The sequence below is a fragment of the Microbacterium testaceum genome (assembly GCF_001476285.1).
GTDB classification, from domain to species: domain Bacteria; phylum Actinomycetota; class Actinomycetes; order Actinomycetales; family Microbacteriaceae; genus Microbacterium; species Microbacterium testaceum_B.
The window spans coordinates 35991-62285 of the sequence record NZ_LDRU01000066.1; the positions used below are offsets into that span (position 1 = coordinate 35991).

Below are 26295 nucleotides of genomic sequence, written 5' to 3' on the forward strand. Positions count from 1 at the left end.
GTGGAGGCCATCGTCGCGGTCCTGCTCGGACTGCCCATGACCCTGCTCGTCACGGCCGCGGCCTTCGCGATCGGCCTGATCGGCGGCATCCCGCTGATGCTGGGCCTGCGCTCCCGCCATCGTGTCGTGCGGCTCGTCGTGCGTTTCGTCGTCGACCTCATCCGCGGCATCCCGCCGATCGTGTGGCTCTTCGTGCTGTTCTTCGGTGTGTCGATCGGCGCGTTCCGTTTCAATGCGCTGGCCGCGGCGATCGTCGGGCTCGGCGTCATCTCGGCCGCCTACGTCGCTGAGATCTACCGCGGGGGCTTCGCGACCCTGCCCACCGGACAGACCGAAGCCGCCCGGGCCCTCGGGCTCGGCCGCCGCGCCACCTTCGTCCGCGTGCTCGCGCCGCAGGCGGCTCGCACGGCACTGCCCTCGATCACGACGTTCCTGCTCGCGCTGGTGAAGGACTCCTCGATCGCCTCCACCATCGGCGTCACCGACATGGTGTTCGCCGCCAACACCTTCGTGCGGCAGAACCCGATGACCGCCGGGCTCACCCCGTTCTTCGTCGCGGCCGCCGTGTACGTCGCGATCAGTATCCCGCTCGCGATCGTCGCCCGTCGCCTGGACTCCCGTCTGAGGAGGAGCGCCTGATGGATCTCTCGCTGTACCTTCCCCGCCTGCTCGACGGGCTCGGCGTCAGCCTGCAGCTGACCGCGATCTCGGTCGTCCTCGGGTACGCCCTCGGACTGCTCTTCGCGCTCGGGGTGTCGTCGATCCACCGCGGCCTGCGCTGGCCCGCTCTCGTGGTCGTCGAGATCGGTCGCGGCATCCCGGCCCTCGTCGTGCTCTACATCGTCTACTACGGGCTGCCCGCCGTGGGGGTGCTGTTCAGCAGCTTCTGGGCCGCGGCGGCCGGCCTGACCTTCACCGTCGCCGCCTACTCGTCCGAAATGATCCGCGCCGGCATCCAGTCGGTGCCGCGCGGGCAGGGAGAGGCAGCCGCCGCCCTCGGGCTGTCACGGCTTCCCGCTTTCACGCGTGTGATCCTGCCTCAGGGGCTGCGCTCGTCGATTCCCGCGTTGATGGGCCTTGCGATCCAGTCGTTCCAGGGCACGTCGCTCGCGTACTCGATCTCGGTGAACGAGCTGATGAGCCAGGCGTACCAGGTGAGCTCGCTCACCTTCGCCTATCTCACCGTGTACGTCGTGACCGGCCTGATCTACGCGGTCATCGCCGTGCCCGCCACGTGGGCGTCGGTATGGGTCGAACACCGTCTCGCGCGGGGGCACGCGTGATACGCCTCACCTGGATCGAGGCGACGGTGGGCCATCCGGCCCACGCGCCGCTGTGGCAGCTGCTCGCGGCCCATGTGGAACGGCTGGCGGCCGGGCGCGCTCAGGTGCGGCTGCGTCACGTCGTCACGGACGCCGGCGGCATCCGCACCCCCGCCAACCGCCTGCTCAGCGACGCATCCGTGCTCACCACGGCCATGGATGCCGAGACCTCGAGCGACGCAATCGTGGTGGGCTGCTGGGGTGCGCCGACGCTCGCCGTGCGCGACGCCGTGACGGTGCCGGCGTCGACGCTGACCGATGCGGTCGCTCGCGCGGCGGGCTCGCTCGCCCGTCGTGCGGCGGTGGTCACCGTCGCCCCCGTCCTGGCGCCGCTGTTCGCCGACGACCTCATCGCCCACGGCGCGAGCGGTCTGACCGTGCGTGCGTACGAACCCGAGTCGACTCTCGCCGACGTGACGCGGGCGGTCACCGACCCCGCCGACCTGATCGCACGCTTCGACACCGCGGCCCGCCGCGCGGTCGACGGGGGAGCGGATGCCGTGATCGCGGGGTGCGCGTACCTCGGCGCCCTGTTCGCCGAACACGGGTACACCGCCGTCGGCGGTGCCCCCGATGTGCCGGTGTGGGATCCGAACGCGCTCGCGATGGAGCACGTGCTCTCGCTCTCACGGCTGGCGGCCGTCGGCATCAGGCCGACGGACCGCGGCTTTCCCCGACCCCGCGGCGAGCGCGCGAGCGCTCTCGCCGCGGCCGCCCGACGTCTCTCCGACGGAACCCCGTCACCCGAAAGGACACCCGCATGACCCGTTACTGCGTGATCGGAGCCGGCGCCGCCGGCATCTCGACCCTCCAGCGCCTTCGCGCGGCCGGCTACGACGCCGACTGCTTCGAGAAGACCGACCGTGTCGGCGGTCACTGGCACACCGACTACGACGCGCTGCACCTCATCACCTCTCGCGACATGACGGGTTTCGAGGGATTCCCGATGCCGAAGGAGTACCCGCACTTCCCTCGCCGCGACCAGGTGCGCGCTTACCTCGAGTCGTACGCGCGCGAGCACGGTCTTTACGACGTCATCCGCTTCGAGACCGCGGTGGTCTCGGTCGTGCCGCGGCCCGGAGACGGCGCGGTCGGGTCCGCGGGCTGGACTGTCACCCTCGACACCGGCGAGAGCATCGATTACGACGGCGTCTTCGTCGCCAACGGCCACCTGTGGGACCAGAAGCGTCCCGCGATCTCGGCCGACTTCACCGGGAAGCAGGTGCACTCGGGGTCGTATCGCAACACGGGCGACATCGAGGGCACGCGCGTCCTGGTCGTGGGGGCGGGCAACTCCGGATGCGACCTCGCCGCGGACGCGGCCCAGCACCGGCTGGAGGTCGACATCGTCATCCGCGAGGGGGTCTACTTCCAGCCGAAGAGCTACTTCGGCGTCCCCCGTCAGGAGATCCCGTGGATGGGGCAGTTCGCGCCTGACGAGCAGGACCTCATCGCCCGCCTCCTGGCCCGCGTGTCGATCGGTGAGGCGAAGGATTATCCGGGCCTGCCGGAGCCGGCGTACCGTACGCTCGCCGAAGGCCGCACGGTCGTGAACGAGCTGCTGCTGTACTGGGTGCAGCACGGCCGCATCGGCGTCCGGCCGGCGATCGAGCGCATCGAGGGGCGGACCGTGCACTTCGCCGACGGCGAGGCCCGCGAGTACGACACGATCCTCTGGGCCACCGGCTTCCATGCCTCGTTGCCGTTCCTCGACGAAGCGCTGGTGCCCCGGCGCAACGGAGTTCCGCTCCGGTTGGCGGCCGGCATCGTGCCCGCGGGGCTCGACAAGCTCTACTACATCGGACTGTCGGCCCCGCGCGGACCGCAGATCCCCGTCTACGGAGTGCAGGCCGCGCTCGCCCTTCGCATGGTGGCGCTGCACGAGTCCGCTCCGGGCGGGTACGTGCCGCTCTCGGCATATCTCGCGGGACTCCAGGCCGAGGACGACCGTATCGACATCGTGCGCGCGGTCTGGAACGACCAACTCGCCGACACGGAGCGTCTGCTCGACGCCTTTGTGCTCGCTCAGGCGACGGCGGACTCGGCGGTCTCCGGCGTCGTGTGACGCGCGGCTGACGCTGCGCGGCGATGGGCGGAGGGGCGGGGATCAGGGGAGGGCGTTTGCGCCCGTAGCATCCTCCTCTCGTCCCTGCTCCTCCGTTGCGCACGACTTCGTGCCCGCGGGCGTCGCACGCGGCGCCCGGCGTCGGCGTCGCCCCCCCTGTGTCGAAGGGAGGAGATGTGACCGGCGGAGGGCTGTTTCGGCCGTGGCATCCTCCCGTCGTCCCTGGTCCTCCGCTCGTCACGCGCGCGTAGCCGGCGAGCGTCAGTGCCCCGCGCCGAGACCCCCGCTGAGGCGCTCGTGGAACCGCGCCGCCGCGGCGTTCATCCCCTCGAGCTCGACGGTCGTCCCGAGGTGGGCGTACTTCGTCTGCACGGCATCCAGGGCCGCGACCGTCGAGGCATCCCACACGTGCGAACGCGACAGGTCGATCACGACGCGGGCGGGGTCGCGGTGGTACGCGAACTTCGTGGTGAGGTCGTTGCTCGAGGCGAAGAACAGCTCACCCTCGACGACGTAGCGGGCGGTGTCGCCGTCGACCGATCGGGTGACGCTCGTCAGCGAAGCCACACGGCGCGCGAACAGCACCGCAGCCGCGACGACGCCGACCCCCACACCGATCGCGAGGTTGTGCGTCCACACGGTGATCGCGACCGTGAGCACCATCACGATGGTCTCGCTGAGCGGCATCCGGCGAAGGGTCGAGGGGCGGATGCTGTGCCAGTCGAAGGTGGCGATCGACACGACGATCATGACGGCGACGAGCACGGCCATGGGGATGATCGCGACGACGTCGCCGAAGACGAGCACGAGCATGAGCAGGAAGACGCCCGCGAGGAACGTCGAGATCCGGGTGCGCGCCCCCGAGGCCTTGACGTTGATCATCGTCTGGCCGATCATCGCGCAACCGCCCATGCCGCCGAACAGCCCCGACAGCACGTTCGCGGCGCCCTGACCGAGCGACTCGCGGGTCTTCGACGAGGGGGTGTCGGTGATGTCGTCGACGAGGGCCGCGGTCATGAGCGACTCGAGCAGTCCGACGATGGCCATGGCGAGCGCGAAGGGGAAGATGATGCCGAGCGTCTCGAGGGTGAACGGGACGTTCGGGATCAGCAGCGCCGGCAGGCTTTCGGGCAGCGCCCCCTGATCGCCGACAGTAGGCACCGAGATGCCGAGCACCACGACGGCGCCCGTCAGCAGCACGATGGCCACGAGTGGGGCGGGCACGGCCTTCGTCAGGCGCGGCAACAGGTACATGATCAGCAGGCCCGCCGCTGCGATCGGGTACACGGCCCAGGGCGCCCCGATGAGCTGCGGCACCTGCGCGGAGAAGATGAGGATCGCCAGCGCATTGACGAAGCCGACCATGACGCTGCGCGGGATGTAGCGCATGAGCTTCGCCACGCCGGCGAGGCCGAGGATCACCTGCAGGATGCCGCCGAGGATCACCGTCGCGAGCAGGTAGTCGACGCCGTGCTCGCGGGCGACGGGGGCGATGACGAGCGCGATCGCCCCGGTCGCCGCCGAGATCATGGCGGGACGGCCGCCGAGGAACGCGATCGCAACCGCCATGACGAACGACGAGAACAGGCCGAGTCGCGGGTCGACGCCCGCGATGATCGAGAACGCGATCGCCTCCGGGATCAGCGCGATCGCCACGACGAGACCGGCGAGCACCTCGCGGGTGAGCAGGCGAGGCGAACGCAGGGCCTGTAGGACGGTGGGTTCGGGGCGCGGGCGCGCGAGGACGTCGGTCATGTCGATGCTCCAGAGGGGGATCGGGGGGGGAACCCGCGACGGTGCGGGGAAGAATAGAGGGGTCGCGACCGCGACCGAGAAGAACTCTACCGTAACGTGAGGTTTGCGGGATCGGGGATGCCATGACCGAGGAGCGTCCGATGCAGATCGGCGAGCTCGCCGAGCGCACGGGGCTGTCGATCCGCACGCTGCGTCACTACGACGAGATCGGTCTGCTGCGTCCGTCGGCCCGCACCGAGGGCGGCTTCCGTCTCTACACCGCCGACGACGAGTCGCGCCTGCTGCTCATCCGCCGCATGAAGCCGCTCGGGTACTCGCTCGAGCAGATGGGCGACCTGCTGGCCGTCGTCGACGGTCTCGAGGCCGATCCCGACGACGCCGGGCTGCGGGAGCGCTTCGCCGGTATCCGAGACGAGGCGCAGCGGCGCCGCGAAGACCTGCGCCGCAAGGTCGCCGCCGCGGATGAGTTCGTCGCACAGTTGGAGGCGCGATGACCGCGCACGACCTCGTGCTCGAGGGGCACGGCATCCGCCTCACCCCCGCCCACCCAGACGACGCGGCGGAGGCGTGGGCCCTCACCGACGCGCCCCTGTGGGCGGGCATGACGACGCCATGGCCGGCGTCGGTCGACGCCTACGCCGCGCACGTCGAGCGTCAGCGCGAGACGCCCGGCATGCTCGCGTTCACGGTTCGGGATGCCGAGACCTCCGGCATCCGCGGATCCACCACGTTCTACGACCTCACGCCCGCGCAGAGCCGGGTCGAGATCGGCACGACGTGGTATGGCCGCGCCTTCCAGGGCGGGCGGACGAATCCCGCGGCCAAGATGCTGCTGCTCGAGCACGCGTTCGAGGAGTGGGGGCTCAACCGCGTGGCGCTTCGCTGCGATGCGCGCAACGAGCGCAGCGCGCGGGCGATCGAGCGCCTCGGCGCGACGCCCGAGGGTCGACTGCGTCATCACCGCATCGCGGGGGACGGCTCGATCGGCGACACGCTCTACTTCTCGATCCTGCGCGAGGAGTGGCCGGGCGTTCGAGCGGGCTTGGAGGCGCGCCTCACGGGTTGAGGGTGCGGGAGGCCTCCCGCTGCGGGTCACGCGACCTCAGGCCTGGGCCGCGGCCGCGCGCCGGCGCGCGAACTCCCGCGCTTCCGTGAACAGCTCGAGGTCGATCTGCACGTGTCGGCGTGCGAGCTCGGCGGCCTCGTCGGGGGAGGCGGTCACGATCGCGGCCACGATCGCGTCATGCTCGCGGGCCGCGCGGGACTCCATGCGGCGATGGCTCTCGCGGTCTCCCCACGGATGGGCGGGAGCCGACAGCGAGAGGTGCCGTTCGTGCTCGAGGAGGATGTCGCGCAGGGCCGTGTTGTGCGCCGCATCGATGATCGACAGGTGCAGGAGGCTGTCGGCGCGCTGCTTGGGGTTGCCGGAATCCGCCGCGTGGAAGGAGGCCAGGCGGTCGCGCATGACCGCGATGTCGGCATCCGTCCGTCTCTCGGCGGCGAGGCGGGCGAGTGACGAGTGCAGCATCGAGCTCGCGGTGCACGCGTCGACGAGGTCGCTCCATCGCTGTTCGAACCAGCGGTCGACGCCGACGACGATCGATGCCGGCCACTCCTCGGCGACGAAGGTGCCGCCCGCGCGGCCACGGCGTTTCTCGATCAGCCCACGCGTGGCCAGGTCGTCGAGAGCGGCGCGCACCGTGGTGCGCCCCACACCCAGGAGGGGGGAGAGGTCGCGTTCCGCGGGCAGGCGGGTGCCGGGCAGGAACTCACCCACCGCGACAGCGGTGATGAGGCGCTGGGTGACGCGGTCCACCAGGGAGGCGTCGTCGGTCTCGGCCATGGGCTCCCGTCGTTTCCTCCATGTTAATTCCGCAGAAAAGGTTTGCCAACGAACCATTACGGGGTCCACGATGACTCCATGCACCGCGAGATCACCGTTCCCTTCCACGACGGCTTCACCTGGGCCCGCCTGACCGAGCCCGCCGAGCCGACCGGCAGAGCTCCGCTGTTCGTCCTGCACGGCGGACCCGGAATGGCCCACAACTACGTCGCCAACCTCGACGCCCTCGCCGACCTCACCGGTCGCACCGTCGTGCACTACGACCAGATCGGGTGCGGCAAGAGCTCGCACCACCCCGACGCTCCCGCGTCCCAGTGGGTGCCGCAGCTCTTCGTCGACGAGTTCCACAATCTGCGCGAGGCGCTCGGCTTCGATGAGTACCACGTGCTCGGTCAGTCCTGGGGCGGCATGCTCGGCGCCGAGATCGCCGTCCGGCAGCCGGCGGGGTTGAGGAGTCTCGAGATCTGCAACTCGCCGGCATCCATGGAACTGTGGCTCGCCGGCGCCGCGCGGCTGCGCGCCGAGCTGCCCGTCGAAGCCCGCGAGGCCCTCGACCGTCACGAGGCGGACGGCACCCTCGACGACCCCGAGTACCTGGACGCCACCCGCGTGTTCTACGAGCGCCACGTCTGCCGCATCACGCCCATGCCGCAGGACTTCATCGACAGCGAGCAGCAGATGCTCGCCGACCCGACGGTGTACTTCACGATGAACGGACCGAACGAGTTCCACGTCGTCGGCACCGGCCGCGACTGGACGATCATCGACCGCCTCCCGCAGGTGGCCGTGCCCACGCTCGTGGTCGCCGGCGAGTTCGACGAGGCCACGCCCGAGACCTGGGCACCGTTCGTCGAACGCATCCCCGGCGCCCGCTCGCACGTGTTCGCCGGTGCGAGCCACTGCACGCACCTGGAGATGCCCGACGCCTTCCGTACCGTCATCGCCGACTTCCTCGCTCCGCTTCCCTGACCCGCCCCACCCCGTTACGCTCCACCGCACCCGAACAGGAGTCCCATGTCCGACACCGCCCCCGAGGCCCAGCAGTCGCTGGAGTCCTTCGGCTACAAGCAGGAGCTCAAGCGCTCCATGTCCACCCTCGACCTCGTCGTCTACGGCCTGGTCTTCATGGTGCCGATCGCCCCGTGGGCCATCTTCGGCGTCGTGTACAACGCCGCCAGTGGCATGGTCCCGCTCGTGTACATCACGGGCGTCGTGGCCATGATCTTCACGGCGCTCGCCTACGCGCAGATGTCGAAGGCGTTCCCGATCGCCGGCTCCGTCTTCTCGTACGTGGGGCGCGGCATCCACCCCACCGTCGGCTTCTTCGCCGGATGGGCGATCCTGCTGGACTACCTGCTCGTCCCCACGCTCCTCTACGTGTTCGCGGCGTCGTCCATGGCCGGGATCTTCCCCGACGTGCCCCAGTGGATCTGGGCGGTCTCGTTCGTGATCATCAACACCGTCATCAACGTCCTCGGCATCGGCTCGATCAAGCTCGCGAACCGCGTCATGCTCGGCATCCAGCTGCTGTTCGTGGTCATCTTCGTCGTGATCGCCATGGTCGCCCTCTCCTCGGGAGCGATCCCCGGGGCCGAGTTCTCGATCGCCCCGGTGTGGGATGCCGAAAAGGTCAACCCCGCGCTGATCGCCACCGCCCTCTCGATCGCGGTGCTGAGCTTCCTCGGCTTCGACGGCATCTCGACGATGGCCGAGGAGTCCACCGGTGACCGCAAGTCGGGCGGTCGGGCGATGATCATCGCCCTGCTCGTGGTCGCGGTGCTCTTCATCGCGCAGACGTGGTTCGCCAGCGCCCTGGCCGCCGGCACGATCGCGTTCTCGGACGACGACGTCAACAACGCCTTCTTCCTGCTCGTCGCCCAGGCCGCGGGTTCGGGCTGGGCCACGGCGTTCCTCGCCGTCAACGTCGTCGCGGTCGGCATCGCCAACGCCGTGGCGGCCCAGGCCGCGACCTCGCGCCTTCTCTACTCGATGAGCCGCGACCGGCGCCTCCCCGCCTTCCTGTCCAAGGTCAACTCCCGCCAGGTGCCGTTGGCCGCAATCCTCTCGGTCAGCGCGATCTCGCTCGTGCTCGTGCTGTTCTTCGTGGGCCAGATCGCGGTGATCTCGTCGCTGGTGAACTTCGGCGCCCTCCTCGGCTTCCTGCTGCTGCACGTGTCGGTCGCCGTGTACTACCTCGGCAAGAAGAAGTCGAAGAACTACCTGCTGCACCTCGTCGTGCCGGTCATCGGGTTCCTCATCATCGGCTACGTGCTGCTGAACGCCGACATCACCGCGAAGGTCGGCGGCATCCTGTGGCTCGTCGTGGGCGGCGTGGTCTACCTCATCTTCGCTCGCAAGAGCGGCGGTGCGACGGGGCCGCTGCCCGAGCACGCGACGGCGACGGCCGGGGAGGGCGGCGGCGAGGTGGCCGCGCGATGACGGAGCTCTTCCTCGGCAAGGAGCACGGTCGTCCGGGGCACGACGCCTCGGTGCCGCCGGTGCTCCGCGTGCGGCCCGGGACGGGTGAGCGTATCGCGTTCCAGACCGACGACGCGGTGTACCGCGAGCTCCACGAGCACGGAGACCTGGCGCGCCTGTCGGCCCCTCTGAACCCGGTGACCGGCCCGGTGTACGTCGAGGGCGCGCATCCCGGCGACGCCCTGGCGGTCACGATCCATGAGATCCGGCTGACCGACACCGGGTGGGCGATGAGCCTGCCCGGTGTCGGGGCCCTGCGCGACCGCATGCCCGACCGCGTCGTGACCCGTCATATCCCGATCGATACCGATGGCGTGCATCTGACGGATGCCGTGACCGTCGCGCCCCGACCCATGGTGGGCTGCATCGGCACCGCGCCCGCCGCGGGGGTCGCGAGCACCGTCATGCCCGCCCACGCGATCGGCGGCAACATGGACGTCACCGACATCGCTCCCGGCGCCACGGTGTACCTGCCGGTGGAGGTCGAGGGGGCGCTCCTCGCGATCGGCGACGTGCACGCGATCATGGCGCGCGGCGAGTCGTCGTTCGTCGCGATCGAGGCCGAGGGCACGGTCGTCGTGTCGGTGGAGGTGGTCCCGGGTATGGGGCTGCGCGCCCCGCGCATCGCGACGGCCGACGAGTGGATCTTCGTCGGGCTCGGCGCCACCGTGCAGGAGAGCGTGCAACGCGGCTACGAGGACGCGTTCGACGCGTTCGTCGACCGCGGATGGGATGCCATGGACGCCTACACCGTCATGAGCGCGCTCGCCGACTCCGAGCTGGGTGGGCCGACCGGCGCGGTCGACCCCGACCCCCTGCACCCGTTCGACGCGATCGGGGCGGTGACCCTCCACCGTGTGCCGCGGTCGCTGCTCGACAAGGGCGTCGAGGTCCGCTGACGGAGCCCGCGGCGGGGGACGGTGCCGCCGCCGTGTAAGATCGTCCCTTGGAAGTGTGTCCGAGCGGCCTAAGGAGCATGGCTGGAATCCATGTAGGCGGGGTAACTCGCCTCGCAGGTTCAAATCCTGTCACTTCCGCCACGAAGAGCCCCGTCCGAACGAGAGTTCGGGCGGGGCTTCGGCGTTGTGGCGGAGGCGTCAGAGCTTCAGGACCGCCAGCGTCACGTCGATCGCCTCCGAGTCGGCGGGGGCGTACGACGTGTCGCCGTCCGGGCCGTCCTTCCCCCGGTGAATTTCGACCGAGACGCCGGGCACGTAGACGGTCGAGTACCCGGTCGTGTCGGGGGAGCCGTCGGCCGTCCATCGCCACCCCACGCCCCCGAGGTCACTGAGCCGAGCGTCGGTGAACGACGTCGCCTGGAGGTTCAGCATCTTGGCGCCGGCGGTCGCCTGCTCGTCGGTGGGCATGTCGTTCTGGCTGATGAGGATCGAGGCGTAGGGGCCGCCCTCGGGCGCGGCCCACATGCACATGACCGCGCCGTCGTCGACGGAGTCGCCGACCAGGCTCATCCCCTCGACGAAGCCGGGGATCGCTGCGGTCACTTGCTCGCAGCTCGTGATGCCCGGGAACGGCGCGGTGGCGACGGCGTCGCCGTCGCCGGTGTCGTCGGCCGCGTCGTCGTCGGACGGGGAGACGCCCGCGGCTGCGCATCCGGAGAGCAGGGTGAGACCGACGAAAGAGGTGAAGAGAATCCCAGGTCGACGCAATTTCATGCCCGACAACCTAGCAAAAGCCGGTTACGCGCCGACCCGTTCACGCTCCTCCGCGGCGGCGGTGCCGGGACGCACGACGAGCGAACGCGGAACGACGCGCGCGAGCACGCGGCGCGGCCCGGGGACCCGGGCGCGCAGGCTCGCGCCGACCCGCGCGGCGGCGTCGGCGAGGAGCGGTCCGGCGGTGGCATCCAGCGCGTTCTCGGCGTAGCTGACGCGCTCGACCGCCGCGCGCAGGAGGTCGACATCGTCGGGATCGGCGCCGTGGTCCCGCACCAGACGCTCGGCGAACCGCCGCGGCGACTCACCGCCCGGGACCGGGATGCCGAGATCCACCGCGTCGTCCTGCACCGCCGCCCACGCGGCCACGGGGTCTCCCGCTCGCGCCGCGATGAGACGCGATCGGCGTCGCAGAAAGCGCACCACCGCGGGAACCGCGAGGATCAGGAGCAGCACCGCGATGCCCGCGGCGATCAGCAGACCCGGACCGATCGCCCGCGTCGCGCCCGAGGTGCTCCCGCTCGACAGCCCCGGGCCGTCCTGGTTGCCGAGCGAGGGTGCGGTCGTGGGCTGGCTGCCCGGCGCTGCGCTCTGCGACTGCTGCGGAGCGTTGGGTGCGGTGGTCGTGCTACCCGTGCTGCCGGAGGCGAAGCTCGTGGGGACGCCGAGGCTGTTGGTGGGCTCGAACGGCACCCAGCCGATGCCCTGGAAGTACACCTCGGGCCACGCGTGCAGCTGGCTCGAGGTGACGGTGAACGTGGACCGCTCCTGCCCGATGCCCGAGCTCGACAGCGTGCCGGGCAGGTAGCCCACGACGATGCGCGAGGGCATGTCGAGCGTTCGGGCCATCACGGCGAAGGCTGAGGCGTAGTGCACGCAGTATCCGGTGCGCGCCTGCAGGAAGTCGGCCACGGCATCCAGTCCCGCCCCGTCGAACCCCGCCTCGACCGGGGCGTCCAGCGAGTACCGGAACGCGCTGCTACGGAACCAGGTCTGCAGGTCGATCAGGGCGTCGTACGGCGATGACGCGCCCGCCGTGATCTCACGGGCGGTGTCGCCGATGATGGCGGGGACGTCGGCGGGGAGGGCGCGCACCGCATCGCCCAGCTCCGATCCTCCGACGGGACGCGCGCGGATCTGCTCGAGCGTCGGTCGGGGCGCGGACGTCTGCACCTCGTAGTCCTGGTCGCGCGAGGAGCCCGCACGCGACACGATCGTGCGGTTGTCCGGCATCCCGAGCCAGTCGCCCTGCAGGCCCGTCACGGTCGTCGCGGGGGAGGGGACGGGGAGCCACGGGCTGTCGAGCTCGCCGACCGAGATGTCGGTCGTGTACTGCGCGACCGCGATGTCGGGGTCGATCTCGGGGGCCGCGAACACCGGACCGTCGTCGGGGACGTTCACGGTGTCGTTGCGATCGGGTTGCCACACCGAGCCGTCGAAGCTCGAGAGCGTCACCGCGCGCAGGTAGGGCGGTGTGGGTGCGTCCGTCTGCAGCGTCAGCACGTCGACGTCGCGCGGCTGGCGCAGGTCGTTGCCGAGCTCGAGGTTGGGGTTGATCGTCGTTCCGTATCCCCCCGTCCCACCGGAGGCGAAGCGCAGGGCGGGTTGGGGGAGGAGGGGTGTCGCGACGACGGCGACGAGCACCGCGACTGCGGCGATTCCGAGGGCGGTGGCGGACGCCCCGCGCCCGCGCGAACGGCTGCCGGCGTGGCGCGAGCGCGTGTCCACGCGCAGGAGGAAGAGGAGCGCCAGGGCGAGCAGGACGAAGCCCGGCACGTCCACGTCGGCCGGGATGGCGATCGTGGGGATGAGCGAGACCGCGACGAGACCCACGGCCGCCAGCAGCGGCATCCGGGCCGTGAGCACGACGTGATCCAGCACGATGGCGAGGGCGCCGATCGCCGCGACCAACACGAACGCGAGTCCCACCCCCGGCGCGACGGGTGCGACACCGGTACGGATCTCTTCGGATGCCGCGGAGACGAGGCCCGGGACGGTGCTCACCGTGACAGGGCTCGGGATGAACCCCAGCACCGCCGTGGTGCGCCCGAACAGGGCCGTGAGCGCGAAGACCCAGATGCCCAGCTCGATGACCGTGGCCACCAGCGCCGGCAGCGCGCACAGTCGCGCGACGAGCCCGGCACCGAGGAGGGCCGCCGTGAGGAAGGCGGCTTGGACGGTCCACGATCCCGGAGCCATGACCGAGAACACGGGGAGCATGGCCGCGGCGATCGCCGCGAAGAGGCCGAGGGTCAGCAACGACGCGTCGCGGCGACGACGGGGCGTGCGCAGCTGCGTGACGTCACCGGCCGACATCGGCGAGTCCTCTCTCGGTCGCCTCCGCCCACGCGGCGGCGATGTCGCCACCGGGACGGACGGATGCCACGCGCCACCCCGCGGCCAGGGGAGCGTCGAGGTCGGGCTGGGGTGCGACCACGACCATGATCGGCAGCGCCGAGCGCTGCGCGAAGGCGCCGGGAACCAGCGCGGGGTCACGCGAGGGGTCGGACGTGACGACCACGACCGGTCCCATCATGACCGCGGCAGACGCGGGGATCACGCGCGCGGACGAACCGTCGACGCGCGCGGTCAGGCCGGCGAAAGACGCCGCGAGTGCTCGCGCCTCTCCCTCTTCTCCGCCGTCGACGGGCTCGGCCAGGAGCTCGCCGTCGCTGTCGACGACGTCGACGGTGTACCCCTCGTGCACGAGGCGTGCGACCGCCGACACGCATGCCGAGACCGCCGTCTCGAAGGCGATGTCCGCGCTCGGCGCCTCGCCGGCCGCGGCGGACCACCGCGACGGGGCACGATCGAGCACCACGGTCGCCGCGGGGCTGGACTCCTGTTCCTCCTGGCGCACCATGAGGGTGTCGCGATGCGCGGTCGCGCGCCAGTGGATGCGCCGCATCGAGTCGCCCGGGGCGTAGGGGCGGGCGACCAGGTTGTCGACGCCCTCTCCGAGCTGCAGCGCCGAGGACTGCCGGGTGCCACCGGCCTCGCCCCCGGTCGGGGGGAGCGGCGGAAGGTCGACGATCGCGGGGGCGACCGTGATCGGGGAGGGCCGTCCGAGCTTGAATCGGCGACGGACGAGGCCGAACGGATCGGTCGTGACGACCTCGAGCGGGCCCAGCGCGTGAACGCCCCGTTCGCGGCCGACGATCTCGTAGCGGAGCTCGACGGGGACGGTGTCGCGACCGAGCGACGACGCCGTCGCCGGGAACAGACCCCGTGCGTTTCCGCTCACCCCGGCGGGGAGGGCGTCGGCCCACCGCCCGGGAGCGGTCGGCAGGGCCGTCTGCAGGCCGACGCGCACGACGACGTCGGTGCGCGATCCCACGTCGATGACGTCGGGGCGGACGGTCCGCGTGACGCGGTCGGTGCGTCGCGCGATCAGGAGGGTGACGGCTGCCGCGGCCAGCAGTGCGGCCATGAGCACGCCGAAGTACATCAGTTCGGGGATGCCGGCCCGCTGGGCGATGACGAGGGAGGCCACCGCGAGCACGACGGCACCGCTGCCCCGGAGGGTCAACGGCCACCAGCGTCTCATCGGGCCCTCATGCTCGAGCGGCGAGCGGGACGCGCACGCTCGCGGCGATGCGGTCGAGCGCCTCGGACACCACGACCGCTCCCGCCCGGCCGCCCGCGGCCGAGCGGTTCGCGATGAGGCGGTGACCGAACACCGGGTTGAGCAGCGACGTCAGGTCGTCGGGGATGACGTACGCGCGCCCGTCGAGCGCCGCCCGGACCTTGGCCGCACGGACCAGCTGCAGAGTGGCCCGCGGGCTCGCGCCCAGGCGGATGTCGGGGTGGCTCCGCGTCGCCTGCGCCAGCGCCACGACGTACTCCTCGAGCGCGGGGGCGACGTGCACCCCGCGGGCCCAGGCGATCATCGCGGTCACCTGCCGCGCGGTCACGACGGGCACGATTCCATCCAGCGGGTTCACGGAGTCGCGCTGGCGCAGCATGAGCGCCTCGGCGGCGGCATCGGGATAACCCATCGAGATGCGCAGGAGGAAGCGGTCGCGCTGGGCCTCGGGGAGGGCGTAGGTGCCCTCCATCTCGAAGGGGTTCTGCGTCGCCACGACGAGGAACGGAGAGGGCAGCACGTGCGTCCGCCCGTCGATGGTGACCTGTCGCTCCTCCATCGCTTCGAGCAACGACGACTGTGTCTTGGGGGAGGAGCGGTTGATCTCGTCGGCGATGACGATGTTGGCGAACACCGCGCCGGGCGTGAACTCGAACTGCCGCGTGACCGGGTTGAAAACCGAGACGCCCGTGATGTCTCCCGGGAGCAGGTCGGGAGTGAACTGGATGCGTCGCACGTCGGCGTCGACCGTCGCGGCCAGCGCGCGGGCGAGCATCGTCTTGCCCACCCCGGGGACGTCCTCGATGAGCAGGTGCCCCTCGGCGAGGAGCGCGATGAGAGCGCTCTGGACGGCCTCGGGCTTGCCGTCGATGACGTTCGAGACGGATGCCGTGATCTGATCGGTCAGCCGGGCGAAGGATTCCGCGGTGAGCGGCTCGTCGCTTCCCGGGCGGGCGGTCTCGGTGCGGCGGAGTCGCGATGCCGCCTCGGGCGTGGCCGTCTCGTCCATGGCATCCCTCGTGTCGATGGGCGGCGGCAGCCGTTGCCGCCGTGACCTGATCGTAACCTGCGCCGCGGGGCTCGGGGCCGTGCGGAGCGTGGTGCACAGGCGTCACTCGGCGGATGCACCGGCCCCTAGGATCGGGGAGCATTCGTTCACCCGAGGAGCGCGCATGTCCGATGCCACCCCGTCCCTGCCCGCGTACACCCATGTTCTCGCCGTCGACATCGGCGGGACGAAGGTCGACGCCGCTGTCGTGTCGATGGCCGGCGAGGTGGTCCGAGAGAGCGTGACACGCCGGCCCACCGGACGCGAGAACGACCGGGAGGCCATCGCACGCAACGTCCGCGAAGCGGCGGAGGGGGCTCTGGCTGCGGTCCCCGGCCTGCGTGTCGGCGCGATCGGCGTCGGCAGTGCCGGACCGGTCGACCTCCCGTCGCGCTCGGTGTCGCCGCTCAACCTTCCCCAGGCCGCCGGTCTCCCGATCGACGAGGTGCTGAGCGGTCTGGTCGACGGCCCGATCACGCTCGCCCTCGACGGCACGTGCATCGCACTCGCCGAGCACTGGCGGGGATCGCTGCGCGGATGCCGGAACGCGATGGCGATCGTCGTGTCCACGGGTGTCGGTGGAGGCTTCGTGCTGGACGGGCGTCCGATGGGCGGCGCGAGCGGCAACGCGGGCCACCTCGGGCAGACGTTCGTGCGCACGATCCACGACGGTGACGCCGTGGCATCCACTCTCGAAGCCGTGGCCGCGGGTCCCGGAACCGTCGCGTGGGCGCGCACGCAGGGCTGGGAGGGCGCCACCGGACTCGACCTGGCGGCGTCGTACCGCGCCGGCGACGAGATCGCCCGCGCCGCCGTGTCGCGCTCGGCGACCGCGGTCGGCCAGGCGATCGCCGCGGCGGCGACGCTGTGCGACCTCGAAGCGGTCGCGATCGCGGGCGGGTTCTCGCAGGTCGCCGACGACTACGTCGATCAGGTGCGCGTGGCGGCGGAAGCCGCGGCGGTGCACGCCTATGCGCGACGCTGTCGCATCGTCGGCTCGGGCCTGGACGGCGACGGGCCCCTGCTGGGCGCAGCGGCGCTCGCGCTCGGCGCCTGACGGGCGACGACGCGGCGGGGCACGGCTTCTACGCGGGCGTACGCTGAGCGGGGGTCTGCGACGCGGGCCGGCGAGCGAGAGTGGGAAGCGATGCGGACGGGGGCGAACCTGCCGGCGGTCGGCGAGTACAACCAGACCCTCGTGCTCGACCTCATCCGCCGCGCACCGGAGGGGCTGAGCCGGGTGGAGCTGTCGGCGCGCACCGGACTCAGCGCTCAGACCCTCAGCAACGTCACGCGCCGCCTCGCCGATGAGGGGCTGATCGCCGAAGCGGGCAAGGTCATCTCCGGCCCGGGCAAGCCGCGCACGCTGCTGAAGCTCGAACCGCGCTCCCGATTCGCCGTCGGCGTGCACCTCGACCCGGTGGTCGACACGATCGTCGTGGTCGACATGGCCGGTGACGTCGTGGCGCACGACGAGATCCCGCGGCGCCACGGCGCTGCCCCCGCCGAGCTCATCGACGATGTCCGTGCGGCGGTCGATCGCATCGTCGCCGAAGCCGAGATTCCGCGGGAACTCGTGCTCGGAGTCGGCGTCGCCGCTCCCGGCCCGTTCGATGCCCGGGGAGGAAGGCTTCTCGATCCGCCCCTGCTGCCCGCGTGGCACAACGTCCACGTGCGCGAGGACCTCGGTGCGGCGACCGGTCTCCCGGTCATCGTCGAGAAGGACGTGACCGCCGCGATGGTCGGCGAGATGTGGTTCGACCGGTCCGACGCCCTCACCGACGCGATGTTCCTGTACTACGGCGCCGGTGTCGGTCTCGGCGTGGCGATCGGCGGTGCGCCGGTGCGCGGTCGCACGGGCAACGCCGGGGGTATCGCGCACGTCGTCGTCGACCCCGACGGTCCGGCGTGCGAATGCGGGTCGCGCGGGTGCCTCGGGGTCTCGATCGAGCCGCGGACGCTCCTCGCCGAGGCCGGGTACGTGCCCGCCGAGACGGGCGACACCCGTCCCGATCTCGACCGGTTGGTCCGGGATGCCGCGGCGGGCGGCACCCGCGCGGGCGACGTCCTGCGCCGCGCGGGGGAGCGGATCGCCCGAGCCCTGGTCGTGACGAACAACCTCCTCGACGTCGACGAGGTCGTGCTGGGAGGACCCGTGTGGGAACGGCTCTCGGAGGTTCTGGTCGACACCGTGAGCGCGCGCGTCACGTCGGACCCGGTGTCGACCGCTACCCGCGCCATCACCGTGCGGCTGTCGCGCGTGGGCGCCGATGTGGCCGCTGTCGGCGCGGCCTGCCTCATGTTGGACGGGGCCTTCGCGGCGCGCCCCGCCCGCATGATGATCGCGATCTGAGCGATCCCCGCGCCTCTCACAGCGTCCCGTGGCCTGATCGTTACCGCGTGTCGTGCGACACGACTTGCCGAGTTAGTCCATTTGATTTATAAAAGGTTCTGGCGACGCGGTGTCTCCACCCGAGCAAAGGAGCTTCCATGAAGAAATCGACGATGGCGGGCGGTCTCCTGACCGTGACGGCCCTGACCGTGGCCCTGGCCGGCTGCTCCGGCGGCAGCGGGGGATCGGGCGACGCGAACACCATTCGCGTGGCGTACCAGACCACGGCGACGTTCAACCAGATGCAGACGCTGATGGAGAACGCGAAGAAGGAGTACGAGGCGGCGCACAAGGGCGTGACCGTCGAGCTCGTCCCGATCCAGGCCGAGGGCGCCGACTACTACACGAAGCTCGCGCTGATGAACAAGTCGGCGAGCACCGCTCCCGACGTCCAGTACGAAGACACGTTCAAGATCCAGTCCGACGCGGCCGCCGGCTACCTCCTGCCGCTCGACGACTACCTCGCGAAGTGGGACGACTGGTCGCAGTTCGCGGAGGGCGCGAAGCAGGCCGGTCTCGGCCCCGACGGCAAGACGTACGGCGTCTCGCTCGGCACCGACACCCGTGGCCTCTGGTACAACAAGGAGATCTTCGCCAAGGCGGGAATCTCGGTGCCGTGGCAGCCCAAGACCTGGGCCGATGTGCTCTCGGCCGCCGAGAAGGTCAAGGCCGCCGACCCCGACGTCATCCCGATCAACGTCTACTCGGGCAAGACCGCCGGTGAGGCGGCATCCATGCAGGGTCTTGAGATGCTGCTATACGGCACCGAGGACACCCTCTACGACACGGACAGCAAGAAGTGGGTCGTCGGGAGCCAGGGCTTCAAGGACTCGCTGCAGTTCGTCTCGGACGTCTACCAGGGCGGCCTCGGACCCTCGCTGCAGCAGGCGCTCGACCCCAACATCTTCACCAGCGTGACCGCCGACTGGCTGCCCTCGAGCAAGCTGGCGATCGCCCTCGACGGTTCGTGGCAGTCGGCGGCGTGGGTCGACGGCGGCACCGCCGCGTGGCCCGCGTGGAGCGACACCCTCGGCATCGCCGCGATGCCGACGCAGAAGGGCCAGGCTCCCGGCACGACGAGCATGTCGGGCGGCTGGACGCTCGCGATCGGCAAGAACACAAAGAACGCCGACGCCGCGTGGGACTTCCTCTCCACCGCCGTGAACAAGGACAACGCCACGGCGTACAACATCGACAACAGCCAGATCGCCGTGCGCGCCGACGTGGCCGAGTCCAGCGAGTACCTCGACGCGAACCCGAGCTTCAAGACGTTCTCGAGCTTCGTCGACACGACGCACTTCCGCCCCGCGACCGAGGACTACGACAAGATCTCGAACCAGATCCAGGTCGCGATGGAAGCGGTCATGACCGGGCAGTCGAGCGTCGACGACGCGGCCGCCGCCTACGACCAGGCCGTCATCGGCATCGTCGGCGAAGAGAACACGCAGAAGGGCTGACCGTGACCGCCCTGGCTCAGACCGGGGCGACCGGAACCGGCCGGGGGTCGCGCGCGAGAACGCGCGGCCTCCGGCCGTCGGCCCGGGCGCTCCCTCTCCTGCCGGCAGCCCTGCTGCTGGCGATCTTCCTGCTCGGCCCGATCCTCGTGTCGCTGTGGGGCTCGCTCACCAATGCGACGCTCTCCGGCTCCACCGCCGTGGCGAGCGAGTTCATCGGCTTCGACAACTACACCCAGCTCTTCAAAGCGCCCGACTTCCCCGTCTCGGTGATCAACACGATCGTGTTCGTGTTCTTCTCCGCCGTGATCGGTCAGAACATCCTCGGCCTGGCGCTCGCCCTCATGATGCGCTCGGGCAACCGCATCGTCACCGCGGTGGTCGGCACGATCGTCGTGACCGCCTGGGTCCTGCCCGAGATCGTCGCCGCGTTCGCGGCCTACGCCTTCTTCCGCGACAACGGCACGCTCAACGCGATCCTGGCCGTCTTCGGCCTCGAGCCCGTCAGTTGGCTCTTCACGATGCCCGTGCTCATGGTCATCATCGCCAACATCTGGCGCGGCACCGCGTTCTCGATGATGGTCTACTCGGCCGCCCTCGCCGACGTGCCACCCGAGATCACCGAGGCCGCCGAGGTCGACGGGGCCAGCGGCGTCAAGCGCCTCATCTTCATCACGATCCCGATGATCCGCTCGACCATCGGCACCAACTCGATGATCGTCACCCTGCAGACCCTCTCGGTCTTCACGCTCATCTTCGTCATGACCGGCGGTGGCCCGGGCAACAAGAGCACGACGTTGCCGATCCTCGCCTACCAGCAGGGTCTGAAGTTCGGCGAGCTCGGCTACGGCACGGCGATCGCCACGATCATGCTGCTCATCGGTGCGATCTTCTCGTTCTTCTACGTCCGCGCCCTGCGCGAGGAGGTCTCGTCATGACCACCACGACCCTCCCCGAGGTGACCGGCCGCACGCGGGCCGCGAAGTCCCCGAAGGCGTCTCTGTCGTCCCCGCGAACCCGTGCCCTGCGCGTCCTGAGCAACACGCTGCTTATCGTCATCGGCATCCTGTTCGTCGTTCCGCTCATCTGGCTGGTGACGGCCTCGCTCGACGCGCAGCCGACGCTCGCGATCAAGATGCCCGAGGTCGTCACGCTCGACAACTTCGCCGCGGTGATGAAGCCCGACCTGCTCTTCCTTCCGCTCTGGAACAGCGTCCTGCTCGCGGGCGGCACGGCCGTCGCCACGGTGGTGCTCGCGTCGCTCGCGGCCTACCCGCTCTCGCGGTACAAGATGCGCGTCGGCAAGCCGTTCCTGTACGCGGTGCTGTTCGGCACGTGCCTGCCGATCACGGCGATCATGGTGCCGGTCTACAGCCTGTTCGTGCAGCTGAACCTCATCGACTCGATCGGCGGGACGATCCTCTTCCTCACCGCGAGCGCCCTGCCGATCGCGATCTGGATGATGAAGAACTTCATGGACGGCGTGCCCGTCGAGCTCGAGCACGCGGCCTGGATGGACGGTGCGGGATCGATGCGCACGCTCGTGCAGATCGTGCTCCCGCTCATGCGTCCCGGCATCGCGGTGGTGTTCATCTTCACGTTCATCCAGGCGTGGGGGAACTTCTTCGTGCCGTTCGTGCTGCTGCTCAGCCCCGACTACCAGCCGGCGGCGGTCAGCATCTTCAACTTCTTCGGGTCGTTCGGAGCCGTGGCCTACGGCCAGCTCGCGGCCTACTCGATCGTCTACTCCCTCCCCGTCCTCGGTCTGTACGTCCTCGTGCAGCGCGGGCTCGGCGGCACCTCGGCACTCGCCGGTGCCGTCAAGGGCTGACCCGTCCCCCCAGACGCCCCCAGACAAGGAAAAAACCGTCATGCACGACCGCACCGCGCTCATCGAGATGCGCATCGAACGCTTCATCCGAGAGCGTCTCGCCCCCGCCGTCTACCGCGCCCGCCAGCCGCTCGAGATCCAGGCGTGGGAGGCCCCGGGCGAGCCCGTGACCTTCGCCGAGGCTCGGGATGCCGATTACCGCCCCTTCGCCATCGGAACGCCCTGGGGTCGGGCGTGGGGGACGACCTGGTTCGCCGTGTCGGGGAAGATCCCCGCCGCGTGGCGCGGCGTCGACGGTGCGCTGCCCGAGGGCACCGTCGCCGAACTCGTGATCGACCTGGGCTTCACCGCCGGCCAGAGCGGCTTCCAGTGCGAGGCCCTCGTCTGGAACCGCGCGGGCGCGCCGATCAAGGGCGTCTCGCCGTTCAACAACGCCACCCCCGCCGCCATCGACGCCGACGGTCGGGTCGATGTGCTCGTCGAGGCCGCCTCGAACCCCGACGTCGGCAGCCTCTTCACGTTCGAGCCGACGCACCTCGGCGACCTCGCCACCGCCGGCGACGCTCCTCTCTATACGCTGCGCGAGATGTCCATCGGCCTCCGCGACCTCGCGGTGTGGAACCTCCTGCAGGACTTCCGCCTCCTCCACGGCCTCATCGCCGAGCTCGACGCCACCTCCGCTCGCCGCGCGACCCTCGTCGAGGCGATGGATGCCGCGATCGACGCGGTCGATCCCCACGACGTCGCCGGTACTGCCCGGGCCGGCCGCGACGTGCTCGCCCCTCTGCTCGCCGCGCCCGCGGCATCCAGCGCTCACGTCCTCCACGCCGTCGGTCACGCGCACATCGACTCCGCGTGGCTGTGGCCGGTGCGCGAGACGGCGCGCAAGGTCTCGCGCACGTTCTCGAACGTGCTCTCGCTCATGGACGAGGACCCCGAGTTCGTCTTCGCGAGCTCGTCGGCGCAGCAGTTCGCGTGGATGAAGGAGCACTACCCGGCGCTGTGGGAGCGGCTCAAGGAGCGCGTCGCCGAGGGGCGCTTCGTGCCCGTAGGCGGCATGTGGGTCGAGTCCGACACGAACATGGTCGGCGGCGAGGCGATGGCCCGCCAGTTCCTCGAGGGCAAGACGTTCTTCCTCGAGGAGTTCGGCATCGACACCGAAGAGGTGTGGCTGCCCGACTCGTTCGGCTACAGCGGCGCGCTTCCGCAGATCATGAGAGCCGCCGGCGCGCGCTGGTTCCTCACGCAGAAGATCTCGTGGAACGAGACCAACCGCATCCCGCACCACACCTTCCGCTGGGAGGGCATCGACGGCTCGCGCATCTTCACGCACTTCCCGCCGGTCGACAAGTACAACTCCGAGGTCACCGCGGCCGACCTCGCGCACGCCGAGCGCAACTTCGCCGACAAGGGGCGCGCGCGCACCTCGCTGCTGCCCTACGGCTTCGGCGACGGCGGCGGCGGACCCACGCGGGAGATGACCGCGACGATCGCCCGCACGCACTCGCTCGAGGGTGCGCCGATCGTGAAGCACTCCACCCCGCGCGAGTTCTTCGAGACCGCCGAGGCAGAGTACGCCGACCCGGCCGTGTGGGCGGGGGAGCTGTACCTCGAGTTCCACCGCGGCACCTACACGAGCCAGCTGCGCACCAAGCAGGGCAACCGCCGCAGCGAGCACCTGCTGCGCGAGGCCGAGCTGTGGGCGGCGACCGCGACCGTCCGCACCGGAGCGGCGTACCCCGCCGAGACGTTCCAGCGCCTGTGGCGTCTGGTGCTGCTTCAGCAGTTCCACGACATCCTTCCCGGCACCTCGATCGCGTGGGTGCACCGGGACGCCGAGCGCAACTACGCCGCGATCGCGGCGGAGCTCGAGCAGGTCATCGAGGGAAGCCTCCGCGCGCTCGTGGGCACCGGCGACCGCGCGGTGGTGGCGAACGCCGCCCCGCACCGCCGCGGCGGTGCCCCCGCGCTGGGGATCGCGACGGCCTCGGCCACCCGCGACGTGGCTCCGCGCGTCGAGGGCGAGGGTTTCGTCCTCGACAACGGCATCGTGCACGCCGTGATCGACTCGCGGGGCCTCATCATCTCGCTCGTCGAGGTGGCATCCGGCCGCGAGGTCGTGCCGGAGGGGCAGACGGCCGGGCTGTTCGAGCTCTTCCGCGACACCCCGACGCAGTGGGACGCGTGGGACATCGACGAGACCTATCGCCGTCACGTCACGCCGCTGGATTCCGCCCAGGCGGTGCGCATCGAGGGCGACGCGATCGTGGTCGAGCGTGCCTTCGGCGACTCGCACCTGGTCACGCGCATCGCGCTCGCCGCGGGCGCGCGCGTCGTGCGGTTGTCGATCGACGTCGACTGGCACGAGCAGCAGAAGCTGCTCAAGCTCGGCGTCCCGGTCGACGTGCACACCGACCGCGCGGCATCCGAGATCCAGTTCGGGCACATCACCCGACCGACCCACACGAACACCTCGTGGGATGCCGCGCGCTTCGAGACGGCCGCGCACCGGTGGGTGCGAGTCGGCGAGCCCGGGTTCGGTGTCGCGGTGACGAACGACTCGACCTACGGCCACGACATCACGCGTCACGAGCGCGAGGCGGGCGGCACGTACTCGCTCGTCCGCCTGTCGATCATCCGCGGGGCGCTCTTCCCCGACCCGCAGCAGGACCAGGGCGCGCACCACCTCGAGGTGGGCATCGTCGTGGGCGCCGAGGTCGAGGACGCGGTCGTCGAGGGCTACCGCACCAACCTCCCGCTCCGCGTCGTCGAGGGCGTCGCCGAGGCCGAGGTGGCACCGCTCGTGGCGGTCGACACCGAGGGCGTGGTCGTCGAGGCGATCAAGCTCGCGCAGGACGGCTCGGGAGACGTCATCGTGCGCCTGTACGAAGCGCTTGGCCGGCGCGCGCACGCTCGGCTGGACGCCGGGTTCGAGGTCGCGGGTGCCATCGAGACCGATCTGCTCGAGCGCCCGGTCGACGCCGCCGCGGTGTCGAGCGTCTCGGGCGGCGCGGTCGAGCTCGACCTGCGGCCGTTCCAGCTGGTCACCCTGCGCCTGAAGCGCTGACCCGGGGCGGTACTCGCACGCGACGGAGGGAGGGCGAGGGGCGAGCGGAGGACGATCTCAGCGGATTCGTCCTCCCTTCGCCCCTCGCCCTCCGCTGGTCACGCGCCTCGCGCGGCGTCGGAACCCGCGACCGACATCACACCGCGGCCACGGCCATGAGGACGACGGATGCCGCCATCGCGCCGATCTGCGCCCGATCGAGCCGCGCGGGCATCCGGCGCATCGCCACGCTCGAGAAGACGGCGTACCCCACCGCCGCACCGACCATCAGCGGGCCCAGAGCGACTCCGTGCGTGTGCGTCGGGGAATGCCCGCCCATCGCGACCTGCAGCCCCGCCATCACGACCATCCCGAGCGTGGTGTGCACCGTCATGAGCGCCGGCACACGCGGCGCCCGACGCTGGCGCGGGCGTCGCCAGACCGCGAGACCCACGGCCGCCACGATCAGCAGAGCCGTCCAGTACACCGGCGCGATCAGCCCGAACACGGCGGCATCCAGCATCGCGAGCAGCATCAGCACGGATGCCGCGACCTCGGGCGGCCGCACCCGCGCGCGATCGGCTGCCAGACAGCAGGCGCCGACCGCGGCGGGGGCGACCGCCCAGGCGTGGAGGATCTCGCTCATCGGTTCAACAGTGGTGCGCGTCGCCGTGCCCGTCGTGACCGTGCGCGCTGTGGTGATGACCGTGAGCGCCGACCGCCTCATCCGCGTGCGGGCCGTGGCCGTGCCCCTCGGCGTGCGCCGTCGGCGCGCAGTGCGTGTTCGCCGGCGCGGGGACGTTCAGGACGGGGTTCCGCTCGAAGAAGTTGTACGGCTTGAGCGTGAACTTGGCGTAGTCCATCGGCATGACCGGCCAATCCTCGTTGCGCGGGAAGTGCGTGAGTCCGAACGTGTGCCAGAGCACAAGGTCCTCGCCGACGAGCGGCTCATCGCCCGCGATGAAGGCCGGGATGCCGGCGCCACCGGGGTGCTGATTGACGAAGTCGCCCGCGGCGTAGCGCTCATCGGGGTCGTACTTCGTCACGAACAGGTTCTTCGTGGCGAACGCCGCGCGCGCGGCGATCGAAGAGTCGTCATCGGCCAGCAGAACCGGGGTCTCGGTCGGGAACAGCATGTACGACGTCGCCTGTCCGCGCTCCGTCGTCTTCTCGGTCGAGGCGATCTGCCACACGCGGTTCACGGCGCCGTCGGCGACGCGGCCCGACACCTTCTCCGACGTGATCGGCGTCACCTTCTTCGTGAAGGCGTTCCCGGCGGGGTTCTCGGCCGAGATCGGCACGCGCACCGCGTCGATCTCATTGACGACGTTCGCGACCCCGTCGACGGTCATGTCGAGCCGCGCCGAGAACAGGTGCTGGTGGTACGGCGCCCCGAGTCCCGGCGCGACCTCCGAGGCGTACGGGTAGCCTTCGCCCGGGTAGGCGGAGGTGAACAGGATGCCGGTGAGCTTGGCCTCGCACTCGATCGTGCCGTCGAGGTAGAGGTACCAGTAGAACCCGTAGTCGTAGTTGCCGACGGTGGTGAAGAACGAGATCACCAGGCGCCGCGAGCGGCGCACTTCGCTCGACCCGGTGAAGATGTCGGTGTGCTTCCAGAGGGTGCCGAAGTCCTCCTCGTGCATGCACACCGCGTTGCGGACGGTGCGCGGCATCCCGTTCTCGTCCGACAGCACGGCGTCGACGTAGGTGATGTCGCCGACGCAGTCGCAGCCGAGCTCGAGTTCGTTCGTGTACCGGCCGAAGAGGTACTCGCCGGTGTCGAAGTAGTTCTGCCAGAAGCG

General features: G+C 70.6%; 23 protein-coding genes and 1 tRNA gene. 16 read left to right on the forward strand and 8 right to left on the reverse strand.

Features of this window, described 5'->3' with window-relative positions:
• From NS283_RS11985 to NS283_RS12000, 4 genes are read left to right on the forward strand one after another with little or no spacing between them, the layout of a single operon-like run.
• Positions 1-639, forward strand: a complete 639-nt coding sequence (locus NS283_RS11985; protein WP_081317411.1) for an amino acid ABC transporter permease — start codon at positions 1-3, stop codon at positions 637-639.
• Positions 639-1283, forward strand: a complete 645-nt coding sequence (locus NS283_RS11990; protein WP_058597094.1) for an amino acid ABC transporter permease — start codon at positions 639-641, stop codon at positions 1281-1283. The genes NS283_RS11985 and NS283_RS11990 overlap by 1 nt, the downstream gene beginning before the upstream one ends.
• A complete protein-coding gene (locus tag NS283_RS11995) occupies positions 1280-2086 on the forward strand; it encodes an aspartate/glutamate racemase family protein (RefSeq protein ID WP_058597095.1) in 807 nt (268 codons plus the stop codon). Before NS283_RS11990 ends, NS283_RS11995 begins: the two co-directional genes overlap by 4 nt.
• Positions 2083-3387: a flavin-containing monooxygenase gene (locus tag NS283_RS12000; protein ID WP_058597096.1), complete on the forward strand. Its 1305-nt coding sequence runs from the start codon at positions 2083-2085 to the stop codon at positions 3385-3387. Before NS283_RS11995 ends, NS283_RS12000 begins: the two co-directional genes overlap by 4 nt.
• Positions 3388-3648: 261 nt before the next feature.
• On the opposite strand, the gene NS283_RS12005 is transcribed toward NS283_RS12000, so the two are convergent.
• Positions 3649-5142, reverse strand: coding sequence for a SulP family inorganic anion transporter (locus NS283_RS12005; RefSeq protein ID WP_058597097.1), 1494 nt, complete (start codon positions 5140-5142; stop codon positions 3649-3651).
• A gap of 122 nt (positions 5143-5264) precedes the next feature.
• On the opposite strand from NS283_RS12005, the gene NS283_RS12010 reads away from it, so the two are divergent.
• Together NS283_RS12010 and NS283_RS12015 are read left to right on the forward strand one after the other, a co-directional pair.
• Positions 5265-5636 carry a MerR family transcriptional regulator gene (locus tag NS283_RS12010; protein WP_058597098.1) on the forward strand — a complete coding sequence of 124 codons (372 nt, stop codon included), beginning with the start codon at positions 5265-5267 and terminating at the stop codon, positions 5634-5636.
• Entirely contained in the window at positions 5633-6208 is a 576-nt protein-coding gene (locus tag NS283_RS12015; protein WP_058597099.1) for a GNAT family N-acetyltransferase, read from the forward strand. Before NS283_RS12010 ends, NS283_RS12015 begins: the two co-directional genes overlap by 4 nt.
• Positions 6209-6244: 36 nt before the next feature.
• Here the strand turns inward: NS283_RS12015 and NS283_RS12020 are convergent, their stop codons facing one another.
• Positions 6245-6985, reverse strand: coding sequence for a FadR/GntR family transcriptional regulator (locus tag NS283_RS12020; protein WP_058597100.1), 741 nt, complete (start codon positions 6983-6985; stop codon positions 6245-6247).
• Between the two features lie 78 nt (positions 6986-7063).
• Here NS283_RS12020 and NS283_RS12025 point away from each other — a divergent pair, with 78 nt between their 5' ends.
• The 4 genes from NS283_RS12025 to NS283_RS12040 all read left to right on the forward strand — a co-directional run bounded on the left by NS283_RS12025 (position 7064) and on the right by NS283_RS12040 (position 10503).
• Entirely contained in the window at positions 7064-7954 is an 891-nt protein-coding gene (locus NS283_RS12025) for a proline iminopeptidase-family hydrolase (RefSeq protein WP_058597101.1), read from the forward strand.
• Between the two features lie 45 nt (positions 7955-7999).
• Positions 8000-9424: an APC family permease gene (locus NS283_RS12030; protein WP_058597102.1), complete on the forward strand. Its 1425-nt coding sequence runs from the start codon at positions 8000-8002 to the stop codon at positions 9422-9424.
• Positions 9421-10362, forward strand: a complete 942-nt coding sequence (locus tag NS283_RS12035; protein ID WP_058597103.1) for an acetamidase/formamidase family protein — start codon at positions 9421-9423, stop codon at positions 10360-10362. The genes NS283_RS12030 and NS283_RS12035 overlap by 4 nt, the downstream gene beginning before the upstream one ends.
• A gap of 49 nt (positions 10363-10411) precedes the next feature.
• Positions 10412-10503, forward strand: a tRNA-Ser gene (locus NS283_RS12040).
• A gap of 57 nt (positions 10504-10560) precedes the next feature.
• On the opposite strand, the gene NS283_RS12045 is transcribed toward NS283_RS12040, so the two are convergent.
• From NS283_RS12045 to NS283_RS12060, 4 genes are read right to left on the reverse strand one after another with little or no spacing between them, the layout of a single operon-like run.
• The gene (locus NS283_RS12045) at positions 10561-11136 is read right to left on the reverse strand and encodes a hypothetical protein (protein ID WP_058630034.1); all 576 of its coding nucleotides are present in this window, start codon (positions 11134-11136) and stop codon (positions 10561-10563) included.
• A 24-nt stretch (positions 11137-11160) separates the two neighbouring features.
• Complete coding sequence (locus NS283_RS12050; protein ID WP_058597105.1) at positions 11161-13452, reverse strand: transglutaminase TgpA family protein; 2292 nt, start codon at positions 13450-13452, stop codon at positions 11161-11163.
• Positions 13439-14683 carry a DUF58 domain-containing protein gene (locus tag NS283_RS12055; protein WP_058597106.1) on the reverse strand — a complete coding sequence of 415 codons (1245 nt, stop codon included), beginning with the start codon at positions 14681-14683 and terminating at the stop codon, positions 13439-13441. The genes NS283_RS12050 and NS283_RS12055 overlap by 14 nt, the downstream gene beginning before the upstream one ends.
• Positions 14684-14690: 7 nt before the next feature.
• Entirely contained in the window at positions 14691-15731 is a 1041-nt protein-coding gene (locus NS283_RS12060) for an AAA family ATPase (protein ID WP_193752676.1), read from the reverse strand.
• Positions 15732-15894: 163 nt separating this feature from the next.
• Here NS283_RS12060 and NS283_RS12065 point away from each other — a divergent pair, with 163 nt between their 5' ends.
• The 6 genes from NS283_RS12065 to NS283_RS12090 all read left to right on the forward strand — a co-directional run bounded on the left by NS283_RS12065 (position 15895) and on the right by NS283_RS12090 (position 24514).
• The gene (locus NS283_RS12065; protein WP_058597107.1) at positions 15895-16827 is read left to right on the forward strand and encodes an ROK family protein; all 933 of its coding nucleotides are present in this window, start codon (positions 15895-15897) and stop codon (positions 16825-16827) included.
• A 141-nt stretch (positions 16828-16968) separates the two neighbouring features.
• The gene (locus tag NS283_RS12070; RefSeq protein WP_440589446.1) at positions 16969-18123 is read left to right on the forward strand and encodes an ROK family transcriptional regulator; all 1155 of its coding nucleotides are present in this window, start codon (positions 16969-16971) and stop codon (positions 18121-18123) included.
• A gap of 137 nt (positions 18124-18260) precedes the next feature.
• Positions 18261-19619, forward strand: a complete 1359-nt coding sequence (locus tag NS283_RS12075) for an extracellular solute-binding protein (protein ID WP_058597109.1) — start codon at positions 18261-18263, stop codon at positions 19617-19619.
• 2 nt (positions 19620-19621) lie between these two features.
• A complete protein-coding gene (locus tag NS283_RS12080) occupies positions 19622-20554 on the forward strand; it encodes a carbohydrate ABC transporter permease (RefSeq protein ID WP_058597110.1) in 933 nt (310 codons plus the stop codon).
• Positions 20551-21447 carry a carbohydrate ABC transporter permease gene (locus tag NS283_RS12085; protein WP_058597111.1) on the forward strand — a complete coding sequence of 299 codons (897 nt, stop codon included), beginning with the start codon at positions 20551-20553 and terminating at the stop codon, positions 21445-21447. Before NS283_RS12080 ends, NS283_RS12085 begins: the two co-directional genes overlap by 4 nt.
• A gap of 40 nt (positions 21448-21487) precedes the next feature.
• Positions 21488-24514 carry an alpha-mannosidase gene (locus NS283_RS12090; protein WP_058597112.1) on the forward strand — a complete coding sequence of 1009 codons (3027 nt, stop codon included), beginning with the start codon at positions 21488-21490 and terminating at the stop codon, positions 24512-24514.
• Positions 24515-24650: 136 nt separating this feature from the next.
• Here the strand turns inward: NS283_RS12090 and NS283_RS12095 are convergent, their stop codons facing one another.
• Positions 24651-25139, reverse strand: coding sequence for a hypothetical protein (locus NS283_RS12095; RefSeq protein WP_058597113.1), 489 nt, complete (start codon positions 25137-25139; stop codon positions 24651-24653).
• Positions 25140-25143: 4 nt separating this feature from the next.
• Positions 25144-26295 (reverse strand): copper amine oxidase (locus tag NS283_RS12100; protein WP_440589445.1); only part of this gene is annotated, 1152 nt, incomplete at its 5' end.

Bases quoted from the DNA above. Each gene is read 5' to 3' on its own strand.
- NS283_RS11990 (WP_058597094.1), top strand. From the start codon at position 639: ATGGATCTCTCGCTGTACCTTCCCCGCCTGCTCGACGGGCTCGGCGTC.
- NS283_RS12000 (WP_058597096.1), top strand. From the start codon at position 2,083: ATGACCCGTTACTGCGTGATCGGAGCCGGCGCCGCCGGCATCTCGACC.
- NS283_RS12005 (WP_058597097.1), bottom strand. From the start codon at position 5,142: ATGACCGACGTCCTCGCGCGCCCGCGCCCCGAACCCACCGTCCTACAG.
- NS283_RS12010 (WP_058597098.1), top strand. From the start codon at position 5,265: ATGACCGAGGAGCGTCCGATGCAGATCGGCGAGCTCGCCGAGCGCACG.
- NS283_RS12015 (WP_058597099.1), top strand. From the start codon at position 5,633: ATGACCGCGCACGACCTCGTGCTCGAGGGGCACGGCATCCGCCTCACC.
- NS283_RS12020 (WP_058597100.1), bottom strand. From the start codon at position 6,985: ATGGCCGAGACCGACGACGCCTCCCTGGTGGACCGCGTCACCCAGCGC.
- NS283_RS12025 (WP_058597101.1), top strand. From the start codon at position 7,064: ATGCACCGCGAGATCACCGTTCCCTTCCACGACGGCTTCACCTGGGCC.
- NS283_RS12030 (WP_058597102.1), top strand. From the start codon at position 8,000: ATGTCCGACACCGCCCCCGAGGCCCAGCAGTCGCTGGAGTCCTTCGGC.
- NS283_RS12035 (WP_058597103.1), top strand. From the start codon at position 9,421: ATGACGGAGCTCTTCCTCGGCAAGGAGCACGGTCGTCCGGGGCACGAC.
- NS283_RS12045 (WP_058630034.1), bottom strand. From the start codon at position 11,136: ATGAAATTGCGTCGACCTGGGATTCTCTTCACCTCTTTCGTCGGTCTC.
- NS283_RS12050 (WP_058597105.1), bottom strand. From the start codon at position 13,452: ATGTCGGCCGGTGACGTCACGCAGCTGCGCACGCCCCGTCGTCGCCGC.
- NS283_RS12055 (WP_058597106.1), bottom strand. From the start codon at position 14,683: ATGAGACGCTGGTGGCCGTTGACCCTCCGGGGCAGCGGTGCCGTCGTG.
- NS283_RS12060 (WP_193752676.1), bottom strand. From the start codon at position 15,731: ATGGACGAGACGGCCACGCCCGAGGCGGCATCGCGACTCCGCCGCACC.
- NS283_RS12065 (WP_058597107.1), top strand. From the start codon at position 15,895: ATGTCCGATGCCACCCCGTCCCTGCCCGCGTACACCCATGTTCTCGCC.
- NS283_RS12075 (WP_058597109.1), top strand. From the start codon at position 18,261: ATGAAGAAATCGACGATGGCGGGCGGTCTCCTGACCGTGACGGCCCTG.
- NS283_RS12085 (WP_058597111.1), top strand. From the start codon at position 20,551: ATGACCACCACGACCCTCCCCGAGGTGACCGGCCGCACGCGGGCCGCG.
- NS283_RS12090 (WP_058597112.1), top strand. From the start codon at position 21,488: ATGCACGACCGCACCGCGCTCATCGAGATGCGCATCGAACGCTTCATC.
- NS283_RS12095 (WP_058597113.1), bottom strand. From the start codon at position 25,139: ATGAGCGAGATCCTCCACGCCTGGGCGGTCGCCCCCGCCGCGGTCGGC.